Annotated in this window: 21 protein-coding genes, 2 tRNA genes and 2 pseudogenes; 12 read left to right on the forward strand and 13 right to left on the reverse strand. The window is 65.8% G+C overall.

All coding sequences use genetic code 11. From position 1 onward, the window contains the following. Together JOZ79_RS04155 and JOZ79_RS04160 are read right to left on the reverse strand one after the other, a co-directional pair. On the reverse strand, window positions 1–609 hold a 609-nt coding region (locus JOZ79_RS04155), incomplete at its 3' end, for a radical SAM protein (RefSeq protein WP_366514792.1). A 48-nt stretch (window positions 610–657) separates the two neighbouring features. Continuing rightward, on the reverse strand, window positions 658–1326 hold the full coding sequence (locus JOZ79_RS04160) for a GcrA family cell cycle regulator (protein WP_294071018.1): 669 nt from the start codon (window positions 1324–1326) through the stop codon (window positions 658–660). Between the two features lie 113 nt (window positions 1327–1439). Between JOZ79_RS04160 and JOZ79_RS04165 the strand changes: the two genes are divergently transcribed. From JOZ79_RS04165 to JOZ79_RS04180, 4 genes are all read left to right on the forward strand, one after another. After that, window positions 1440–2297, forward strand: coding sequence for an ABC transporter permease (locus JOZ79_RS04165; RefSeq protein ID WP_294071022.1), 858 nt, complete (start codon window positions 1440–1442; stop codon window positions 2295–2297). Window positions 2298–2417: 120 nt separating this feature from the next. Continuing rightward, on the forward strand, window positions 2418–2792 hold the full coding sequence (locus JOZ79_RS04170) for a hypothetical protein (protein ID WP_294071025.1): 375 nt from the start codon (window positions 2418–2420) through the stop codon (window positions 2790–2792). Window positions 2793–2946: 154 nt separating this feature from the next. After that, complete coding sequence (locus JOZ79_RS04175; RefSeq protein WP_294071028.1) at window positions 2947–4137, forward strand: aspartate aminotransferase family protein; 1191 nt, start codon at window positions 2947–2949, stop codon at window positions 4135–4137. Window positions 4138–4525: 388 nt separating this feature from the next. Then, window positions 4526–4602: transfer RNA gene (locus tag JOZ79_RS04180), tRNA-Arg, on the forward strand. Window positions 4603–4719: 117 nt separating this feature from the next. Here the strand turns inward: JOZ79_RS04180 and JOZ79_RS04185 are convergent. Beyond that, a complete protein-coding gene (locus JOZ79_RS04185) occupies window positions 4720–5253 on the reverse strand; it encodes a DUF4402 domain-containing protein (RefSeq protein ID WP_294071031.1) in 534 nt (177 codons plus the stop codon). Between the two features lie 181 nt (window positions 5254–5434). Here JOZ79_RS04185 and JOZ79_RS04190 point away from each other — a divergent pair. After that, window positions 5435–5511: transfer RNA gene (locus JOZ79_RS04190), tRNA-Arg, on the forward strand. Between the two features lie 73 nt (window positions 5512–5584). Here the strand turns inward: JOZ79_RS04190 and JOZ79_RS14110 are convergent. Next, window positions 5585–6445: pseudogene (locus JOZ79_RS14110) on the reverse strand (alpha/beta hydrolase); the annotation flags it as partial. A 144-nt stretch (window positions 6446–6589) separates the two neighbouring features. On the opposite strand from JOZ79_RS14110, the gene JOZ79_RS04195 reads away from it, so the two are divergent. Then, entirely contained in the window at window positions 6590–7492 is a 903-nt protein-coding gene (locus JOZ79_RS04195; protein ID WP_294071034.1) for an Hsp33 family molecular chaperone HslO, read from the forward strand. Between the two features lie 3 nt (window positions 7493–7495). On the opposite strand, the gene JOZ79_RS04200 is transcribed toward JOZ79_RS04195, so the two are convergent. From JOZ79_RS04200 to JOZ79_RS04230, 7 genes and pseudogenes are all read right to left on the reverse strand, one after another. Next, on the reverse strand, window positions 7496–8164 hold the full coding sequence (locus JOZ79_RS04200; protein ID WP_294071037.1) for a glutathione S-transferase family protein: 669 nt from the start codon (window positions 8162–8164) through the stop codon (window positions 7496–7498). 13 nt (window positions 8165–8177) lie between these two features. Next, window positions 8178–8837: a ribosome biogenesis GTP-binding protein YihA/YsxC gene (gene yihA / locus JOZ79_RS04205; protein WP_294071040.1), complete on the reverse strand. Its 660-nt coding sequence runs from the start codon at window positions 8835–8837 to the stop codon at window positions 8178–8180. Beyond that, window positions 8834–10552 carry a membrane protein insertase YidC gene (gene yidC, locus JOZ79_RS04210; protein WP_294071043.1) on the reverse strand — a complete coding sequence of 573 codons (1719 nt, stop codon included), beginning with the start codon at window positions 10550–10552 and terminating at the stop codon, window positions 8834–8836. Before yidC ends, yihA begins: the two co-directional genes overlap by 4 nt. 12 nt (window positions 10553–10564) lie before the next feature. Then, window positions 10565–10777 carry a membrane protein insertion efficiency factor YidD gene (yidD, locus tag JOZ79_RS04215; protein ID WP_294071046.1) on the reverse strand — a complete coding sequence of 71 codons (213 nt, stop codon included), beginning with the start codon at window positions 10775–10777 and terminating at the stop codon, window positions 10565–10567. A 46-nt stretch (window positions 10778–10823) separates the two neighbouring features. Further along, window positions 10824–11135 (reverse strand): annotated as a pseudogene (rnpA, locus tag JOZ79_RS04220) (ribonuclease P protein component); the annotation flags it as partial. Between the two features lie 11 nt (window positions 11136–11146). Continuing rightward, complete coding sequence (gene rpmH / locus JOZ79_RS04225; protein WP_294071079.1) at window positions 11147–11281, reverse strand: 50S ribosomal protein L34; 135 nt, start codon at window positions 11279–11281, stop codon at window positions 11147–11149. 123 nt (window positions 11282–11404) lie between these two features. Continuing rightward, window positions 11405–11641 (reverse strand): hypothetical protein, encoded by a 237-nt coding sequence (locus JOZ79_RS04230; protein ID WP_294071049.1) that lies wholly within the window; start codon window positions 11639–11641, stop codon window positions 11405–11407. 136 nt (window positions 11642–11777) lie between these two features. Here JOZ79_RS04230 and JOZ79_RS04235 point away from each other — a divergent pair, with 136 nt between their 5' ends. Together JOZ79_RS04235 and JOZ79_RS04240 are read left to right on the forward strand one after the other, a co-directional pair. After that, window positions 11778–12446 (forward strand): HAD family hydrolase, encoded by a 669-nt coding sequence (locus JOZ79_RS04235; protein ID WP_294071052.1) that lies wholly within the window; start codon window positions 11778–11780, stop codon window positions 12444–12446. Window positions 12447–12538: 92 nt separating this feature from the next. Beyond that, window positions 12539–13867: a L,D-transpeptidase family protein gene (locus JOZ79_RS04240; protein ID WP_294071055.1), complete on the forward strand. Its 1329-nt coding sequence runs from the start codon at window positions 12539–12541 to the stop codon at window positions 13865–13867. Window positions 13868–13883: 16 nt separating this feature from the next. On the opposite strand, the gene JOZ79_RS04245 is transcribed toward JOZ79_RS04240, so the two are convergent. Both JOZ79_RS04245 and JOZ79_RS04250 read right to left on the reverse strand, forming a co-directional pair. Beyond that, complete coding sequence (locus tag JOZ79_RS04245) at window positions 13884–15209, reverse strand: sugar transferase (RefSeq protein WP_294071058.1); 1326 nt, start codon at window positions 15207–15209, stop codon at window positions 13884–13886. A gap of 102 nt (window positions 15210–15311) precedes the next feature. Next, the gene (locus tag JOZ79_RS04250; protein ID WP_294071061.1) at window positions 15312–16631 is read right to left on the reverse strand and encodes a UDP-glucose/GDP-mannose dehydrogenase family protein; all 1320 of its coding nucleotides are present in this window, start codon (window positions 16629–16631) and stop codon (window positions 15312–15314) included. 234 nt (window positions 16632–16865) lie between these two features. On the opposite strand from JOZ79_RS04250, the gene JOZ79_RS04255 reads away from it, so the two are divergent. The 4 genes from JOZ79_RS04255 to JOZ79_RS04270 form a co-directional block, all read left to right on the forward strand. Further along, window positions 16866–17669, forward strand: a complete 804-nt coding sequence (locus JOZ79_RS04255) for a hypothetical protein (protein WP_294071064.1) — start codon at window positions 16866–16868, stop codon at window positions 17667–17669. 70 nt (window positions 17670–17739) lie between these two features. Further along, window positions 17740–19101, forward strand: coding sequence for a 30S ribosomal protein S12 methylthiotransferase RimO (rimO, locus tag JOZ79_RS04260; protein ID WP_294071067.1), 1362 nt, complete (start codon window positions 17740–17742; stop codon window positions 19099–19101). 84 nt (window positions 19102–19185) lie between these two features. Continuing rightward, window positions 19186–20004: a methyltransferase domain-containing protein gene (locus JOZ79_RS04265; RefSeq protein WP_294071070.1), complete on the forward strand. Its 819-nt coding sequence runs from the start codon at window positions 19186–19188 to the stop codon at window positions 20002–20004. A gap of 39 nt (window positions 20005–20043) precedes the next feature. Further along, a partial coding sequence (locus JOZ79_RS04270) for a serine hydrolase domain-containing protein (protein WP_294071073.1) occupies window positions 20044–20544 on the forward strand: 501 nt, incomplete at its 3' end.

Consider the following 20544-nt stretch of genomic DNA (forward strand, 5'->3'; position numbering starts at 1 on the left):
GTGCGCCTGGATGTTGAGCCGCCAGGCCGGATCGGACTTGATGAAGGCGATCGCGTCTCCGACGTTCCGGGCCCAGTCCGGGCCGTCCATCGGCGAAAGCCAGAGGTGCCGCGCGGCGACGATGCGCCGGGCCTGGTCGGGCGTCAGCTCCGGCTGCGGATAGACCAGCTTGAGCTCGTCGGCGTGGCGAACGGTGATGTCGGTGCCGGCCTTGGGACTGACGCAGACCCATTGCACCCGGGGGATTGGTCGGGTGCCGTTGGTTTCGATAGCAACCTCATAGCCGAGGTCTTCGTGAAGCACGTCGACCAGCGCCTGGTCGAGCTGAAGCGCGGGCTCTCCGCCGGTGAAGACGACGAGGCCGCAGCGACCGAAGCTCTCGATCTTCGCGACGAGGCCCTCAAGGGAATAGCCGGTGCCCTTTCGGAAATCGGTGTCGCAGAACCGGCAGGTGGCGCGGTGGCGGTCCTCTTCCCGGCCGCTCCACAGGTTGCAGCCGGCGAAGCGGACGAAGACCGCCGAGCGCCCCATATTGGCGCCCTCGCCCTGCAATGTATGGAAGATGTCATGGACCGTGTACATGGTTCGGCCTGGGAACCTCTCCACCACCGAGCGACGCTCGGCGGTCCCACTCCCCCGAGCAATCTCGGGGGATATTCACCGCACGCGGGGCCCGCCAAAGGGCAGCGGCGGCGGGGGCCGGCGGTCCCGGCGCGGAAGCTGCGCCTGATAGGCAACTCCGCAATGCTGGACGCAATAGGGGAACCCCGGGTTCGCCTGCTGGCCGCAAAAGTGGAAGTCCGGCTCGCCCGGGTGGCCGATCGGCCATTTGCAGATGCGGTCGTTAAGGTCGAGAAGGCCGGTCTTGTCGGCGACCTCGGGGCTCGGCTTGGCGGGAACGAGGCGGCGCGGCGGCGCCGGCGGGATCGGCGCCTGCTGCTCGCCGGGGCCCTGGCGAATGAAGCCGCCCGGACCGATCGAACGATACTGGACCTCCGTCGCGCCGGGGCGCGCCGGGATCGGCTGCTGGGCGTGAGCGCCAGGAATTGCAGTGCTTGGCGCCGCGCTCGCCGGGGAACGAGGCGCGGGCTCGGGGCGGGTTGCCTTCGGCGCCGAAGGGGCGCCCGGCGCGGTTGCGGCCGGGGCATGCGGCTTGTCCTCGCCGGGCTTCACCGGCGACGGGCGCTGCTCCAGCCCAAGGCGGTGCGCCTTGCCGATCACGGCGTTGCGGCTGACTCCGCCGAGCTCGTCGGCGATCTGGCTTGCGGTCGCGCCCTCCGCCCACATGGCCTTCAGCCGGTCGATGCGCTCATCAGTCCATGACATAGTCGAAATTCGCTCCAGTTCCGTCGCCAGCGTCAGCTCCAGGATAGATCCTGGCGGCTTGCGACCGGGTGCCGCAGCCGATAGTCGGCCAGGCTGTGAACGACCAGCCCCAGATGAACCAAGCCGCCGATGGAGACTCGGCCGCGCTGTGGATCCAGCGACCGCCGGGCAAGCCCGTGCTCACCGGCATCAACTGGGGAGGCCTCAGGACCCTCTATATCAAGGAGGTCAGGCGGTTCTTCAAGGTGCAGCTGCAAACCGTGTGGGCACCGGCGATCACCACCCTGCTCTATCTCGCCATCTTCACGGTGGCGCTGGGCCGAGCGGGGCGGACGGTGGCGGTCGAGCCGGGAGTCGACATCCCGTTCGCGAACTTCATTGCGCCGGGCCTCATCGTCATGGCGATGGTCCAGAACGCCTTCGCCAATGCGAGCTTCTCGCTGCTGGTCGGTAAGATCCAGGGCAATATTGTCGACTATCTGATGCCGCCCTTGTCGACCGGCGAGCTGATCGCCGCCCTCGTCGGCGCAGCCGTTACCCGGGCCTTCCTGGTAGGGTTCGCCGTGTGGCTGGTGATGCTGCTGTGGCCGGGGGTGTCGGTCGAACTTCGGCGCCCCGAGCTGGTCCTGTGGTTCGGGCTGATGGGCTCGCTGCTGCTGGCCTTCCTCGGGCTTCTGACCTCGATCTGGGCGGACAAGTTCGATCATGCGGCGGCAGTGACCAACTTCGTCGTCACTCCGCTCTCGCTGCTCAGCGGCACCTTTTATTCGGTGCGCCAGCTGTCCCCGACTTTTCGAGCGGTGAGTCACGCCAACCCATTCTTCTACGTGATATCGGGATTTCGCGCCGGCTTCCTGGGAGCGAGCGATTCGCCGCTGCTCATCGGCGGGATTGGTCTTCTGGTCGTGAATATCCTGCTGTGCAGCGTGTGCTACGCGCTCCTGAAGCGAGGCTGGAAAATCAAGAGCTAAGCATTTCAGCGACTTAACGAATTAAACTCTTTGAACGCCAGCTAACGGGAGCGTTCAGCCTCACATCACCGTTATTGGACGACTATTCCTTCGTGAACTCGTTCGAAGAGGAGAGTTATGATGCGTAAGTTGCTTGTTTCACTTGCCGCCGCCGGAACGGTGATGGCGTTCGCGACCCCGGCCTCGGCCCAGTGGCATCGGCCGGGCTATGGCTACGGCTACAACAACGGCAATTTTGCCCAGCTGCAGCGAGACGTGCAGTCGCTTCGCTGGAGCCGCGACAACCTGGCCCGCAGCGGCCGCCTGACCGGCCGCGAGGCCCGCGATCTCAACCAGGATATCGGTTCGCTGGAGTACACCCTCCGTCGCGCCGGCGCCAACGGCCTAACCCGCCGGGAGGTCGACGCGATGCAGTGGCGCATCCGCCAGGTTCGCCGCGAGCTCCAGCACTACGGCAACAACTACAACGGCCCGGCTTACGGCCGCCGTTACTGATCACGCTTCTGAGCGTATCGAAGGAGGCGCTCCGGACGTGTCCGGGGCGCCTTTTTCATGGCCGGGCTTTTGCCCTTTGTTGCCGGGCTGGCTATAGGCGGCGGGCGGCCAGCGCCGCTCGCATCATCTTTATTCCGCCAGGAGCCAAGCACCCATGGCCATCACGCCGCTCATGCCCGTCTATCCGCGCTCGCCGGTCCGTCCGGTCCGCGGCGAAGGGGTTTATCTCTATGGGGAGCAGGGCGAACGTTACCTGGACTTCGCGGCGGGAATTGCAGTGAACCTGCTCGGCCACGGGCACCCGGTCCTGACCAAGGCGATCCAGGATCAGGCGGCGACGCTGATGCATGTATCCAATCTCTATGGCTCGCCGCAGGGCGAAGCGTTCGCGCAGCGGCTGGTCGACCTGACCTTCGCCGACACGGTGTTCTTCACCAATTCGGGCGCCGAGGCGGTCGAGTGCGCAATCAAGACGGCGCGGCGCTACCATTATGCGAAGGGCAATCCGCACAAGCACAACCTCATCACCTTCTCGAACGCTTTCCACGGTCGGACCATGGCGACGATCAGCGCGACCGACCAGGCGAAGCTGCGCGACGGTTTCGCGCCGCTGCTGACCGGGTTCACCGTCGTCGATTTCAATGATCTCGATGCAGCGCTCGCCGCGATCGACGAGAATACGGCGGGATTCCTCGTCGAGCCGATTCAGGGCGAAGGCGGCATCCGCCCGGCAACGCACGAGTTCCTGGCTGGCCTTCGCGCCGCGTGCGACGAGCGCGACCTCATGCTGGTGTTCGACGAGGTCCAGTGCGGCGTCGCGCGGACCGGGCACCTCTACGCCTACGAACATTATGGCGTGGAGCCGGACATCATGGCCTCGGCCAAGGGCATCGGCGGCGGCTTCCCGATGGGCGCCTGCCTGGCGACCGAAAAGGCGGCCGCGGTGATGGTGATCGGCACCCACGGCTCGACCTACGGCGGCAATCCGCTGGCGATGGCGGCCGGCCAGGCGGTGTTCGACGTCGTCGCCAATGACGAGTTCCTTGCCGAAGTGCGGCAGAAGGGCGAGCGATTGCGCTCCGCCCTCGAGCAGATGATCCCCAATCACGACCATCTGTTCGACAGCGTCCGCGGCGTCGGCCTGATGCTCGGCGTCAAGATGAAGACGGACAGCCGCGCGTTCGTGACCTATTTGCGGACCAGGGGCCTGCTGACGGTCGCCGCCGGCGACAATGTCGTCCGCGTCCTGCCGCCGCTGAACATCGAGGAAAGCCACATCCGCGAGTTTGTCGAGACGCTAAGCGCGGCGGCGGCGGAATATGAGGTGCCTGCGGCGGCGGCTTAGAACGCGCTTATGTCTGCTTTGGGTGGAAAGCGGACGTCAGGGATATCCGATAATAAACGTCCCAACGAAGCTCGAAGTGGAAAGGGACAAGATTACCAAGACGACCGCCATCACTACTCTCTGCGTCGGATCACTATTCAGACCGAATCCGAGAGCCGCAGGAAGCGCCACCATCCAAAGTGCGTTCGCTGGTGAACGGAAGTTTTGGTCATCGGTCACAAACGTCCCAACCGCCGCAATTAGAACGACCAACAGGGTCTGAACCGCTAAAGGCAGTCGCGCGCTGGTTGTCTCACTGCGGCCCATCAGAGCATCCTGATGCAACAAACTAGTGTCTGCAATGGGTCGAAAGCAGACATTCAGTTTCCCACTGGCTACAGCCAACCCACCGCTCCTAGCTCAACTGGATAGAGCGCCGGGCTTCGAACCCGGAGGTTGGGGGTTCGAGCCCCTCGGAGCGGGCCATTCCGTAACCGTCATCCCGGCCCTTAGCCGGGATCCGCTATCTCTCTCCCGGAGAACAGGCGAACCCGGGTCGAGCCCGGGGTGACGAGACGGTTGTCGCCCGTGTCCCGCGAGCGCTCAGTAGTTGACGGTGACCGCGAAGGTGCCGACGTAGGTGCCGTCCGTCGTCGACGAATCGACACTGATGTTGCCGCCGATGTCGAGCGGCGTTCCCGCCGAACCGGAATTGCCGAGATTGACGGTTGCCGGCGCGTCAACGGTGAGGGTCAGCGTTTTCGCGTTGTTGTTCTGGTTGGTCAGGGTGACGTTGGCCGCGCTCACGGTGACGACCTGGTTGTTGGTGCCCGTGATCGTATATTCCGCGGTCTTCGTTGCGCCGGAACAGGTGACGTTGCTACCCGGGCACGAGAAAACACCACCCTTCGTGATGCCCACGGTTGCGCCCGTCCAGGTGCCGGCGCCCGACAGGAGGACGGTGCCCAGGTCGAGATCGCGAACCCATTTGAGCGTCAGCGGCTTGACGACACGGACGGTCGCCGTGGCTTGCTGGTCCGGGGATACGGGCGTGGGCGCCGCTACGGCCGGCTCTGCGGCGAAAATGAGTGCAAGGCCCGTCGCCCCGAGCGACAGCGCGCGAATGTTCCTCATCATTGATCCAGTCCCTCTGTTCGCGGCCGACCGAGACGTCGGCGAACCGGCGAGGTTTTGCCAGCGCAGGGTTATGATCCGGTTAACCAAACATTAGTATCGTTCGTTAGCTTTCCTCGGGCTGCGGCGTGAGTTGCCCGAGTCCGACGCACGCGTGGGGCGATCGGCCAGGACCACGCCCGAATCGCTCCTAGCTCAACTGGGTAGAGCGCCGGGCTTCGAAACCGGAGGTTGGGGGTTCGCGCCCCTCGGAGCGGGCCATTCGGGATCGATTAACGCGGGCTCGCCAGCCTTTTGGCGGCGGCAAATAGCCGTGCGAGGCCAGCCAGGCCCGGAATGCCGCGGGCCAGTTATCGGCTGGGATGTTGTGGCGGCGGAAGCCGAAGCCATGACCGCCCTTCTCGTAGATATGAAGCTCGGCCGGGAGCCCCGCCTTTGTCCATCGCTGGAAGATCTCGACGCTGTTGGTCGCGGGGAGTTCCGGGTCGTCCTGCGCGGCGCCGATGAACAAGGGCGGCGCGCCCTTGCCAGGCACGTCGGCGGTCAGGGCCGCCCCGTACATGGCCACGGCGAAGTCGGGCCGAATGGCCGGGTCGCTTGCGAGCGCCACTTCCATGGTCGCCATGGCCCCGGCGGAGAATCCGATGATGCCGACGCGGTTGGGCGCGATTCCATATTGCCGCCCGTGCGACCGGACGACGCGGATGGCCTGCTCCGCATCGGCGACGGCGAACGCCCGCCGGGCCCGCGTCGCACGCGCGAAATCCTCGAGCGATTGGCCGAAGGATTCTCCGTTCTGCGGTGGCCGTACCCGGTACTTGAGAACGAACGCCGTGATCCCCTCGCCTGCCAGCCAGCGCGCCGTCTCGAGGCCGTCCACGTCCCAGGCCAGCGCTCGGAACGATCCGCCGGGCAGGACCACCATCGCCGTGCCGTTCGCCTTGGCCGCCGCCGGGCGAAAGACGGTGAGCGTCGGGACGGTGACATTGGTGATGACATGGATCCTGCCGACGTTCGGAAGCGTGACGTCCGCAGCTTCTTCGGGTGCCGCCCAGTCCTGTGTCCCGGGCGCCTGGCCGGGCCAGATGCGCAGCGGCTGTTCGGCCTGCGAAGGCGCCCGACGGGCCGTCCCGCACGCGGCCGAAAAGCATAGCAGCAGGGGAGCCAGCAGGATCATAGGCTTCAAGACACGCATCGATGATCCTCGCTCGGTCGGAATTGCGACGAGGATGCCGCGTTCACTGCGCGAAGCCAAGCCAGGCGATGGCGGCGCCCGGATGCGGAAGGCCGAGCAATGCCCTCGGTTGTCCCGCCCCCTGCCCGTTCCTATCTTCCATCCATGCCCACAACAGAGCTCAACACGGACGTCGTGCTCGGCGTTGCCATTCCTTCGCGCAATGCTCGCGGCCGCATCGCGCGGCTGGGACCGGTGGTGGACTCCATCCTGGCCAGCCACAATTACCCGCCGGTCATCGAGAAACTGCTCGCCGAAGCGGTGACTCTGACGGCGCTGCTCGGCGCGCTTCTGAAAGAGCCGCAGGGGCAGCTGACGCTTCAGGCGCAGACCGAGGGCGGAGTGATCGACCTGATGGTTTGCGACTATCTGGGCGGCGAGCTGCGCGGCTACGTGCGGCACGATCCGGACAAGGTCGCGGGCCTGTCCGAGACTCCGATCCTGCAGGAGCTGTTCGGCAAGGGCTATCTCGCCATCACCTTCGACCAGCCGCTGGCCAACGAGCGCTACCAGGGCATCGTGCCGCTGGAGGGCAAGAGCCTCGCCGAAGCGGCGCAGAGCTATTTCGGGCAGTCGGAGCAGATCCCGAGCCTGGTGCGGCTAGCCGCCGAGAAGCGAGACGGCAATTGGTCGGCAGGCGGACTATTGCTGCAGCATCTTCCCGAGGGCGAGGAAGGGCGCGAGCGGCTGCATACGCGGCTCGACCATCCCGACTGGCCCCACGTCGCGATCCTCGGCGGGTCGGTGAAGCCCGACGAGCTGACCGACCCGGCGCTGCCGCTCGACGACCTGATCTGGCGCCTGTTCCACGAAGAAGAGGAGATCCGCACGCTGGATGCGCATAATCTCGCGCGCGGTTGTCGCTGCGATCCCGATTACGTGCGGTCGGTGATTGCCCGCTTCCCGGAAGAAGAACGCAGGGACATGGTTGGCGACGACGGTTTCATCCGCGTCGATTGCGCCTTCTGCTCGACCAGCTTCCCGATCGCTCCGGACGAGGTCGGCTGAGCCTCAGGCCGCCTTGCCGCCTTCATACTGGTCGATAACCCAGGGTTCGTCCTGCGCCTTGTCGATCCATTCGGCGACGTGCGGGTGCGACAGCACGCACTTCATGTAGGAACCAGCGAAGCTCGGCACCGGAACTCCATAGGTGAGGAAGCGCGTGACAACCGGCGCGTACATCATGTCGGCCGCGCACCAGTCGCCGAACAGGAAGTCGCCGGTGCCGCCGAAGCGGGCGCGAGCCTGCGCCCAGAGCTGCAGGACTCGGTCGATGTCGGCCCGAACGGCGTCGCCAAGCGGCTTCGACGCATAGGACTGGCGCACGTTCATCGGCAGCTCGCGGCGCAGCGCGGCGAAGCTCGAATGCATCTCGGCCGACATCGATCTTGCAACGGCGCGGGCGCTGTCGTCCTCCGGCCAGTAGAGATCGCGACCGGCACGGTCGGCAAGGAACTCGATGATCGCCAGGCTGTCCCAGACGACGCAGTCGCCGTCCCACAGGATCGGTACCTTGCCGAGTGAAGGCGCGAACTCGTCGCCCTGGCGGCGCTTTTCCCATTCGTCGTCGAACATCGGCACGACGAGCTCCTCGAATGGCTGGCCCGACTGCTTGACCGCGAGCCAGCCGCGCATCGACCAGCTGGAATAGGCGCGGTTGCCGATGATGAGCTTGAGCAATTGCTGCTCCTTCTTACGAAATCGCGGCTTCGAGGATCGCTGACCTCAACTCGGCGATGCCGGTACCGGTTTCGCTCGACGTCGTGAAGATGCCGGGGTGCGCGGCTGGGTGCTTGCGCGCTTCGGTAGCGACCGCTTCGAGAGTCGTTGCAAGCTCGGTTGGCCGCACCTTGTCGGCCTTGGTGAGGACGAGTTGATAGTTGACGGCGGCGCCGTCGAGCATCTCCATCACCTCGCGGTCGACGTCCTTGAGGCCGTGGCGCGAATCGACCAGCACGAGAGCCCGCTTAAGGACCGCGCGGCCGCGCAGGTAATCGTTCACCAGGAACCGCCAGCGGCGGACCATGTCCTTGGGCGCTTCCGCAAACCCATAGCCCGGCATGTCGACGAAACGCAGCTGGATCGGCTCGCCGATGTCGAAGATGTTGAGCTCCTGCGTCCGGCCCGGAGTATTTGACGTCCGGGCCAGCGACTTGCGATTCGTGAGCGCATTCAGCAGCGAGCTCTTGCCGACGTTGGAGCGGCCGGCGAAAGCAATCTCTGGCACGTCGGGGTCCGGCAGGAACCTGAGCTCCGGCGCCGATTTCAGGAAAGCGATCGGCCCCGCGAACAGCTTGCGGGCGCGCTCGGCAAACTCGGCCGCGGCAGCCTCGGCGTCGGTCTCGTCGCTCACGTCTTGACCGGGTGCGTGTCGCTTAGGTGCAGGCCGAAACGGCGGTACAGCCACCATTGCTGCGCCAGTGTCAGCAGGTTGTTGGTGACGTAATAAAGCTGCAGGCCGGCCGCGAACGGCGCGAACACGAAAACCATGAACCAGGGCATCAGCGACAGGATCTGCTGCTGCGCCGGGTCGACCGACTGCGGGCTCAACTTCATCGTCAGCCATTGGGTGGCGCCGACCAGGATCGGCAGGACGCCGATGGCGATGAGGTGCGGCGGAGTCCACGGGATGAGGCCGAACAGGTTCACCGGCGTCATCGGATCGGGCGCCGACAAATCGTGAATCCACAGCGCGAACGGCTGGTGCCGCATTTCCACCGACACCAGCAGCACTTTGTAGAGCGCATAGAAGATCGGGATCTGGATCAGGATCGGCAGGCAACCGGCGGCCGGATTGATCTTCTCCGCCTGGTAGAGCTTCATGATCTCCTGCTGCTGGCGCGGCTTGTCGTCCTTGAACTTCTCCTGGATCGCCTTGAGATTGGGCTGCACCTTGCGCATCGCCGCCATCGACTGGAATTGCTTCTGGGCGACCGGGAACATGATCGCGCGAACGATGAAGGTCAGGCAGATGATCGCCACGCCGAAGTTGCCGACAGTGTGGAACAAGAAGATCAGCAGCGAGAAGATCGGCCGCATGAACCATTCGAACCATCCCCAGTCGATTGACTTCGAGAGCTTGGGAATGCCGGCGCTCTCGTAGCGGTCGAGCCAGGCCTTTTCCTTGGCGCCGGCGAACAGGCGCGTCTGCGTGGTCAGCGTCTGGCCGGGGGCGACACTTGCCTGGGCCAGGGCATAGTCCGCCTGATAGCCGCCGCCCGGCGAATGGCGGAAGCCGGCGTTCATCGCGGCATTGTCGGACGGGATGAGGGCAGTCAGCCAGTATTTGTCCGTGAACCCGAGCCAGCCGCTCACGGCGGAATAGGTCCGCCCTGCGCTCCCGGCCTGGTCCAGGTCCTTCCAGTTGACGTCATAGCCCGCCTTGCCGCCGAAGACGTCGATCGGGCCGACGTGATTGGTCCAGCTGGACGGGTCGGCGGACATCGCCGCGCGGCTGACGAGTCCGTCGGGGCGGACCACCACCGGCTTGCCCGATCCGTTGACGACGCTCTGCTGGACAGTGAAGAGATAGCCGTCGTCGACCGCGATCCTGATCTGATAGCGCAAGCCGTCGGGCGATTGCGTGCTCAGCGTCACCGGATGGCTGGGCGTCAGAGCCTGGCTGTCGGCCGTCCACACGGTGTCGAGGCCAGGAGCGGCGCCGCCCTGCGCGGTCCAGCCGAACGAGGCGATATAGGCGCCCGGCGCGCCGAGCGGCGACAGCAGGCGGACCGGCGGCGAATCCTTGGCGATGGTCTCGCGCTGACGGACGAGCACGAGATCGTCGATTTGCGCGCCCTTCAGGTTGATCGAGCCTTGCAGCGAGGGCGTGTCGATGCGCACCCGCGGGGTCGAACCGATCACCACGGCCCGGCTGCGGAGTGCCTGCACCGTGTTGACGGCCGGGCTTGCCTGAGGCTGCGGCAACGGCTGCGATTTGCCGTTGACGACCTTCGTGACCGGCGGGTTGGCAGTCGGGAAATAGCGGTTCGCCGCCCAGCTCCAGCCGAGCAGGACGAGGACGCTCAATGCCACCGCGAGGACCATGTTCTTGCTGTTGTCGTTCACTGAATTCAGTCCTCACGGTACCGGGTCAGGGCCCTGGCCGCCCCAGGGGTGGCAGCGGCCGATGCGCTTCAGGGCCATCCATCCGCCCCGCGCGGCGCCATAGCGCTGGATCGCGGTGATCGCATAGGCCGAGCAGCTCGGCTGGTAACGGCAGCTTGGCGGGAGCACTTGCGACGGGCCCTTCTGCCAGGCGCGAGCGATCCATATGAGCAGACGGGCGATCACTTGGCTGTCTCCCCACGACGTCGCGGGAGGATATGGGTGCGCGCCATCACTTTGCGAGGCTTGCGAGAGCGGAAGCGAGTTCGGCACGGAGAGAGGCGAAGTCACGCTCGATTCCGCGCGAGCGGCCGATCATGACATGATCGGCGCCGGGCTTGCCCGCCTTCGGCAGCAACTCACGGGCGAGAGCGCGAAAGCGGCGTTTCATGCGGTTGCGGACGACGGCGCCGCCGATCTTCTTCGTGACGGTGAAGCCCACACGGATCGAGGAATCGTTGTCCTTGCGGTCGCGGACGAGCAGGACGAAACCGGGCATGGCGAGGCGCCGGCCGCGATTGGCGGCCAGGAAGTCGGCTCTCTTGCGGAGGACTGTTAAGCGCTGAGCTTCTTGCGGCCGCGACCGCGGCGGGCGTTCAGCACCTTGCGGCCGCCGACCGTCGCCATCCGGGCGCGGAAGCCGTGCCGACGCTTGCGGACGAGGTTGCTCGGCTGGAAAGTGCGCTTCATCGCTCATGCCTTAGAATCAAAGAAAAAGGGCCGCCCTGAGGGCAGCCGCGTTGGGTGCGCCGATAGTGGACGGCCGCCGCCAAGTCAATTCGAAAGCGGCAACCGTCCGCCTCCCGCGTCGCGTCAGGAGCGGATGTCGACGACGTCCCTGAAGTGAACGGTGCCGACGTCATGGTTGGCATCGTCCGTGACCTCGATCCGATGGGCAAGCACCAACTTGCCCTCTCGAACGCTCACGGCCGCCATTTCCCTTGCCATCTTCGCCGCCTGCTGAAGGGCAACGGCCTGGTTCGGAAGATGAGCGCCCTCCTTGTCGAGGACCGTCTCGTCGTTGAAGAGATGAAAGTAATATTGGGGCACGCCACGAAAACGTCCTTGGCCGGGAGCGGTTTCAGCCCTTGCGCCCTCGCAACGGTTGTTGTTCCGAACTGGTGCGGAACGGCAACGAGGAACCGAACCGCCGCTGCCTTATTCCTGAAGCAACATGACCCAGTCCGTGGCTTTCCTCTTCGACCTCGACGGGACTCTCGTCGACAGCGTCTATCAGCACGTCAGGGCGTGGCACCTCGCGCTTCGAGAACAGGGAATCGACCTGTCTGTATGGCGCATCCATCGCAAGATCGGGATGAGCGGCGGCCTCTTCACCCATCAGCTGCTGCGTGAGCTCGGTCGCGAGATCGACGAGGCAGGCATTCGCCGCCTGCGCGACCGCCATGCCGAAATCTATCTCTCGATCGCGGAGGAGGTTGTGCCCCTGCCCGGCTCCGTGCAGCTCCTTCACTCGCTCGCCGAGCTGGAACTGCCATGGGCGATCGCGACGTCGGGGCTGATGCGGACAGCCGGCGCGAACCTTCGCGCGCTGGGCGTCGACCCCGACAAGGCGACCGTCGTCACCCGCGACCAGGTCCGCTACGCCAAGCCGGACCCGGATCTGTTCGTCGAGGCCGCTCGTCGGGTCGGATCGCCGATCGTCGGCTCCTATGTCATCGGCGACAGCATCTGGGACATGCTTGCGGCGGCTCGCTGCGGAGCGCTTGGCATCGGTCTCCTGTCGGGCGGCTATGGCGCCGACGAGCTGGAGCGGGCCGGCGCTCTTCGGGTCTATGACGATCCGGCCGACATGCTCGCCCATATCGACGAACTTGCGCCGCGAACCCGCGACTGAGGTCGGCAACTTCCTTGAACGCAAGGCGTATGGGTCTAGGTTGCCAATGCCAAAAGGCGCATCCGCGCTCACTCGAGAGACGAGGTAAGTCCATGCTGAAGACCGGCGTATCGCGGTCGAAGACCATTCGTGCGACGAGCATTGTCGCGCTTGCACTCGCGGCCGCGGCGCCGGTGGTGTTCGCAGGCTCAACTCCCGCTACCGCCCAACAGGACGGCGGCGTCGGCGCCTTCTATCAGGCGCGCGGCGGCCGGCCGCTGTGGTTCTCGCCGCGCTCCGGGACGGCGGCTCAGCAGCTGGTGCAGCTTCTCCAGACCGCCCGCGCCGACAATCGCAACCCGGGCCGCTATCACGCGGGCAACGTCGCGCGGGCGATCCGGGACGCCCAGAGCGGGAACCCCGACGCCATCCGCCGCGCCGACATGGAGCTCAGCCAGGCCTTCGTCGCCTACGTTCAGGATCTGAAACGCGATCCCGGCGTCGGGATCATCTACGTCGATCCGGAGCTTCGCCCCGCGCCGCCGTCGGCGAGCGCGGTCCTCAGCGACGCCGCGTCCGCGCCCTCGCTCAGCGACTACATCGGCCAGATGCAGTTCATGAACCCGATCTACGCCTCCCTCCGCCAGGCCATTGCCAGCCGGATCTACGGCAATGCGGCGCAGCAGCGGCTGCTGGTCCTGAACCTGGAGCGCGCCCGGGCGCTGCCGTCCGGCCGAGGACGCTACGTGATCGTCAACCCGCCGGCGGCGCGCCTTTATATGTACGAGAACGGGCGTGTGGTCGACTCGATGCGGGTCGTCGCGGGACGGCCGGGCGCAATCTCCGAAACGCCGATGATGAACGCGTTCATCCGCTACGTCGCGCTCAACCCCTATTGGAACTCACCGCCCGACATCACGGCGCGCAAGCTCGCGCCGAAGGTCCTTACGGGCGGTCGCTCCTATCTCGCCCACCAGGGCTATGAGGTCGTCGACCAGTTCGGCCCTAACGGCCATGTCCTCAACCCGATGTCGGTCGACTGGCGGGGGGTGGTCGCGGGCCGGGTCCAGGTCAACCTCCGACAGAAGCCCGGCCCGGCCAACTCGATGGGCCGGATGAAGTTCATGTTCCCCAACGCGCAGGGCATCTGGCTGCACGACACGCCGGAGAAGGAGAAGATCGAGGACGCGGCCCGGCTGCAGAGCAACGGCTGCGTCCGGCTCGAGGACGCCCGGCGCCTGGAGCGCTGGCTGTTCAACGGCCGACCACCCAATGCGCAGGGTGCGCGGCCCGAACAGAAGGTCAACCTGCCGCAGATGGTGCCGGTCTACATCACCTACCTGACGGCGGTCCCGAGCGGCACGCAGATCGTCTATTTCGACGATTTCTACGGCAAGGATCAGGGCCAGATGCGGTCGATGCGGATGGCCAGCCTCTTCTGAGGCTCCCGCCGTTGGCTCAGCGGGAGCCGAAGCCGGTCAGCATCGTCTTGATTGTCCGGAACACGATCAGCACGTCGAGCCAGGGCGAGAAATATTTGATGTAGTAGAAGTCGTACTGGAGCTTCCGGTGCACCTGCTCGACCTCGGCGACATGGCCCTGGTTGACCTGCGCCCAGCCGGAGATGCCGGGCTTCACCACATGGCGGTAGCGGTAGAAGGGAATCTCGCTCGTATACCAGACCGACAGGACTGCGGCTTCCGGGCGCGGCCCGATCCAGCTCATCTCCCACTTCAGGATGTTGATGATCTGCGGCAGCTCGTCGATCCGGAGCTTGCGCAGGACCTTGCCGACGCGAGTGATTCGATCGTCATCGTCACCGGTCATCGCCGCCGCGCGTTCGTCGGCCAGGTCGACGGGGCGCATCGTCCGGAACTTGTAGATGGTGATCCGCTTGCCCGAATGGCCGACCCGCGTTTGCCGGAACAGGATCGGGCCCGGACCTTCCAGCCGTATCGCGATTCCGACTGCCGCGGTGATCAGCGCGACAGCCGGCAGCACGGCAAGAGCGAACAGGAAGTCGATCAGGCCCTTCAGGTGGAAGTATCCGCGCGCCGGGAGGAGCGAGCCGAAGCTGTTCTCCGACAGGTGCTGGAGCTCGACTCGGCCGGTCAGCGATTCGCCGAGCTGCTTGACCTGGTAGACGATCCGGCCGGCAAGGGCGGCGTCGGCGAGGAATGCTTCCCACTCGTCGGGAAGGTCGGCGGAGAAATCGGCGACGATGGCGTGGCAGGCGCGCGCGTCGTGGAGGCGCGGCCGGGCAAGGGTCAGCCAGTCGACGCCGCGAATCGCCTTGAGGCCGCCGACCGCCCCGAACGGCACAACCGCGAATCGCCGGCGCGCGTTGCGCTCGGCGGAGACGTAGAGCGTGAATTGCCAGATGATGTGGAAGATGATGCCGAGCCCGAGCGCGACGCGATCATAGGGAAATCGCGTCAGCACGAACCAGACAAGCAGCGCGCCATGGCCCATGAGGATCGAGGGCAGTATGATATAGGCGCGGCGATTGCCGGGGTATGTCTCGATCGACAGGCGCATCCAGGTCGCGATGCCGATCGCGAGGATGTTGGCGACCAGCGCATTGACGCTCGCCGGCTCGGTCAGGCGGCCGGGAAGCAGCGTACCACGCAGGCTCCACGGCAGGACCGCGGCCAGGAACAACGCCCCCGCAAAGCGGAAGCGGCGCCGCTGCATCAAGGCCCGCGACCGCTCCTGCTCGGCGCGGGGGTGAGCGCCGGCGCGATCCGCGCGCCCGTCCCCGATCCTGCGCGGCACTTCGTTCATGCGAGCGCGCCCTGCCCCGTCAGCCATGCTTTCGGGCGGAAATGCGCCCGGAAATCAATGGCGTCTAACCTGAATTAAGCTGCTTCGGCAACCGCCCGGCTGTCAGGCGCGGGCGACGGACTTCCCCCGGCCGATACCCGAATAGACGAGGCCGGCCCGCCGCGCCTCCTCGGGGTCATAGACATTCCTGAGGTCGACGAGAGTCTTGCCGCGCATCTTGCCGGCGATCGTCTCGAGGTCGAGGGCGCGGAACTCGTCCCACTCGGTGACGATGACGAGCGCATCGGCATCCTCGGCGACCGACTGGCCATCGGGCGCGTAGGTGATGCCGGTGATCAGCTTTTCGGCCTGCTCACGCGCCACCGGATCGAACGCCACGACCTCGGCGCCTCGCTTCTGCAGGCCAGCGATCAGCGCCAGCGCCGGCGCATCGCGCATGTCGTCCGTGTTCGGTTTGAACGCAAGGCCGAGGACGCCGATCCGCTTGCCGGAGAGGTCTTCGCCAAGAGCCGTCGCCACTCGCTCGGCGAGGGCATCCTTGCGCTCGTCGTTGACCTCGACGACGCTGCTGACGATCTTCTGCTCGACGCCCGCGGCGGCGGCAGTTTGGAGCAGCGCCAGCGTGTCCTTGGGGAAGCAGCTGCCTCCGTAGCCCGGGCCGGCGTGAAGGAATTTGGGGCCGATGCGGTTGTCGAGGCCGATGCCGCGGGCGATATCCTGGACGTCGGCGTCGACCGCCTCGCACAGGTTCGCGATCTCGTTGATGAAGCTGATCTTCACCGCAAGGAAGGCGTTCGCCGCATATTTGGTCAGCTCGGCGGTGCGGCGGCCGGTGAACAGGATCGGCGCCTGGTTGAGGAACAGCGGACGATAGATTTCGCGGAGCACCTCCCGGGCGCGCTCATCGTCGGCGCCGACGACGATCCGGTCAGGGATCTTGAAGTCGCGGATCGCCGCGCCCTCGCGCAGGAACTCGGGGTTGGACGCGACCGAGATGCCCTCGGCACCCTCCTCGGCGAGAATGTCGACGATCTTGTCACCCGTGCCGACGGGAACGGTCGACTTGGTGACGACCACCGTGCCCGGCTTGATGACGGCCGCAAGCTCGCGGATCGCATTGAAGACATAAGTGAGATCGGCATGACCGTCGCCACGGCGGGCGGGGGTCCCAACGGCGATGAATACTGCGTCCGCGCCCTCGATGCCGGACGCAAGATCGGTCGTGAACGTCAGCCGGCCGCGATCGGCGTTGGCCTTGACGAGGCCGTCGAGGCCCGGCTCCCAGATCGGCATGCGGCCCTGGTTCAGGCCGTCGATCTTGCCCTCGTCCTTGTCGATGCAGCAGACCTGGTGGCCGAAATCGGCGAAGCAGGCTCCCGAAACGAGCCCAACATAACCCGTGCCGATCATTGCGATGCGCATGCTAACTCCGTTGATTTTCTTAGATTCGCGAGCGCCATAGCTGCCGCCCCCGCCATCGTCACCCCGCGAACGCCTATAGTCTCGTTTGAATACAGCGCATTCGGCAGGGCGCTCCCGACAATACCCGACCGGCGCAATGGAAATTCAGTCGCGAATAGAGTATCCTTGATGTTGGCGGCTGGCCCTGGCGAACCGCGGCCGACCGCCTTCAGCTAGCTGGAAGAGGAGGCCGCCGTGCCGCAATCAACCTGCAAGACATTGCGATCGGGGCCGCTCGTCACCTTGGCTGCGTTCGCTTCGACGGCTGCGGCCGCCCGGACCGTTTCCATCCCGTTCAACTCATCGAATTTCTCGAATCCGCTTCGCATCGACAACCGGTACTTCCCGCTTTTGCCCGGAATGGCCTGGACCTACGAGGCGACGGCGCCTGACGGCTGCGAAGTCGACCGAATGCAGGTGACGAGCGATACCAGGCTCCTCGACGGTGTTACGACGCGCGCCGTCCATGACGCTGTTTATGACGGCGACACTTGCGCCGACGCCGCCAGGATAGAGGACACGATCGACTATTATGCACAGGATGACAGCGGCAACGTCTGGTACATGGGAGAGCGCAGTCTGAATTGCGACGGAAGCAAATGCACCCTCGACGAAGGCTCATGGCTCGCCGGCGAGGACATCTTCCACGTCGGGCAGGCGGCCAGGCCCGGCATCATCATGCTCGCACAATTCCGCTCCGGCGATAGTTACCGGCAGGAATTCTATGCCGGTCACGCCGAGGATGAGGCGACCGTGACGGCCTTGAGCGTCCGAACGAAGCTCCGGCGCGCGGACGCGTACCGCCGCAGCTTTAGCGACTGTATCGTGACGAAGGAGTTCTCCCAGCTCGAAAAGGGTTCGATCGAATTCAAGAGCTATTGCCCTAACGTCGGCAATGTCCTGACGATCGAGCACCACGGCAAAGCGGTCAGGTCCGAGCTGACCCAGTTCACCGGGCCATCGGACGCCCTGCGGTTCAGGTCGGTGCGGACGCATTGACGCGCTAGGTCCGAGGGTCGAAGGCTCGGGCGACGCGCAGGGTCTCGATTTCATTTGCAATCGTCCCTACATGGCAGCCCTTCCGATGACCGTCACAACGCTCCCCAAGCCCCCGCGCGTCGGGCTGGTCTCGCTCGGCTGTCCCAAGAACCTGGTCGACAGCGAGCGGATCATGACCAAGCTGCGCTCCGACGGCTACGACATGTCGCCCGATTATGCGGGCGCGGACGTCGTGCTGGTCAACACCTGCGGCTTCCTCGACAGCGCCAAGGAAGAAAGCCTGGAGGCGATCGGCGAGGCGATTGCCGAGAACGGGCGCGTGGTCGTCACCGGCTGCATGGGCAAGGAGGCGGAGGTCATCCGCAACCGCTTCCCCGACGTGCTCGCGATCACCGGTGCGCACCAGTACGAAGAGGTCGTTGCCGCGGTCCACGAGGCGGCGCCGCCGATCCCCTCGCCCTTCATCGACCTGGTGCCGGAGGCGGGACTCAAGCTCACGCCGCGCCACTACAGCTATCTGAAGATCTCCGAGGGCTGCAACCACCGCTGCGCCTTCTGCATCATCCCGCAGCTTCGCGGCGACCTCGCCAGCCGGCGGCCGGACGCCGTCCTGCGCGAAGCCGAGAAACTGATCGTCGCCGGCACCCGCGAGCTTCTGGTCATCAGCCAGGATACCAGCGCTTATGGCGTCGACGTCCGCCACAAGGCCTGGCCGTGGAAGGGCGGCGAGGTCCGCGCCCACATGACTGACCTGGCGCGCGAGCTCGGCAAGCTCGGGGCCTGGGTCCGGCTCCACTACGTCTACCCTTATCCGCACGTCGACAACGTAATGCCGCTGATGGCCGAGGGACTGGTGCTCCCGTACCTCGACATCCCGTTCCAGCACGCGTCGCCCGGAGTCCTGCGCGCGATGCGGCGCCCGGCCAACGACGCCAAGGTGCTGCAGCGCATCCGCTCCTGGCGCGAGCAGGTGCCGGACCTCGCCATCCGCTCGTCCTTCGTCGTTGGTTTCCCCGGCGAGACCGAGGAGGATGTCGCCTATCTCCTCGCCTGGCTCGAGGAAGCGCAGCTCGACCGCGTCGGCGCGTTCAAGTTCGAACCGGTCGAGGGCGCGCCTGCAACCGCCATGAACCTTCAGGTCCCCGAGGACATCAAGCAGGAGCGCTATGAGAAGGTCATGGCCCTCTCCGCCCGAATCTCCGCCGAGAAGCTGGAGCGGAAAGTGGACACCGACATCGAGGTCATCATCGATGCCGTGGACGAAGATGGCGGCGCGACCGGCCGCTCCAAGGCGGACGCGCCGGAGATCGACGGCGAAGTCCACCTCCGCGACGCGGGCGGGCTAGAGCCGGGCCATATCGTCTCGGTCCGGGTCGAGGATTCGGACGAGCACGACCTCTTCGGCGTGCCGCTGGAGATGGTCGCGGCCTGACTGAGCCCCAAGATTTCGCTGGCACCGCGCGGCCTCTGCGGCGAAACGGCGGTCGTTGATCATGCACGAGGACCACGAGGAACGATGACCAAGCCGGGCGACACTGCACCCGAGGTCTCGGAACGGCGGCGGGCGCCCCAGGCGCACGATGCGTTCGCGTCCTTCCCGGAGCGGATTGCCCAGCTCCAGGCCGTGCTGCCCATGGAAGAGCGGACCCGGGCCAACCTCGAACGGTCGCTTACCGGAATCGACGCGCAGGAACGCGAGCGCTTCCTCGCCACGCATGGCGAGCGGCTGCAGGACCTCGCTACCTTCGGGCCGGCCAAATATGCGGACTTCACCTACTGGGCGCACCGCAGCGCGCTCGTCGCCGAATGGCTCGACCTTGACCGGTCGCCGCCGCTCGACATCCTCGACATCGGAATGGGCTCGGGCAGCTTCGCGATGGTTGTCCAGTCGATGGGGCACCGCGTCACGGGGACCGACGTCGCCGACGAATGGTACGACGAGCTCTGCCGTTTGGCGGGCGTGCGGCGTGTCGTCGCTCCGGTCGAGCGTGGCGCGGATTATCGCCCGGTCGAGGACCGCTTCGACCTCATCACCATCATGCTTCCGGTGTTCCACCGCAGGCGGGTCGACGGCCGCCGCGAATATTGGGCGGTCGAGGACTGGCGCCGGTTCCTCGCGGGCCTGCAGCGAGATCTTTTGAAACCCGGCGGCGCGATCTTCATCCTGATGCCCCTCGACAAGAACGATGAGGGTGAGGAGAGCTATTCGCCCGTGCTTGCCTGGGCGGAGGCCCGCGGCGCGACGCTTGGACGGACCCATCCGAGCCAGCCGATCGCGCATATCCTGTGGCGGCCGGTCGAGGCGGAGACGTTCGCTCCGGACAATCGCGACTGACCGTTGCCAGATGCGTGGCGGTCGCTAGTCTCCGCGGCCATGCTGAAGCCCATTGCCGCGCTGCTCGCGCTCACCGCCGCTCCCGCCCTTGCCCAGCCGCTGACTCCGGCGCAGCAGGTCGCGGTCGATCAACTGGTCACCAAGACGCTTGCCGATACGGGCGTCCCGTCGGCCGAGATCGCCATCGTCCGCGATGGAAAGCTCGTCCTCAACAAGGCCTATGGCAAGGCGAACGAGGGGCTGCCGGCCAATCCGGCGCTGCAATATCAGATCGCGTCCAACTCCAAGCAGTTCACGGCGATGGCGATCCTCTTGCTCGCCGATGAGGGCAAGCTCAGCCTCGACGACCACGTCGCCAAATATGTTCCCGGAATCACCGGCGGCGACCGGATCACGATCCGCCAGCTCCTGTCGCACACCTCCGGCCTGCAGGACTTCTGGCCGCAGGATTATTCCTTCGCCGACATGGAGGTGCCGACGACTCCGCAGCATATCGTCGACAAATGGGCGAAGAAGCCGCTCGATTTCGAGCCGGGCACG

This window comes from Sphingomonas sp. (genome assembly GCF_019242355.1).
Classification (GTDB): domain Bacteria; phylum Pseudomonadota; class Alphaproteobacteria; order Sphingomonadales; family Sphingomonadaceae; genus Sphingomicrobium.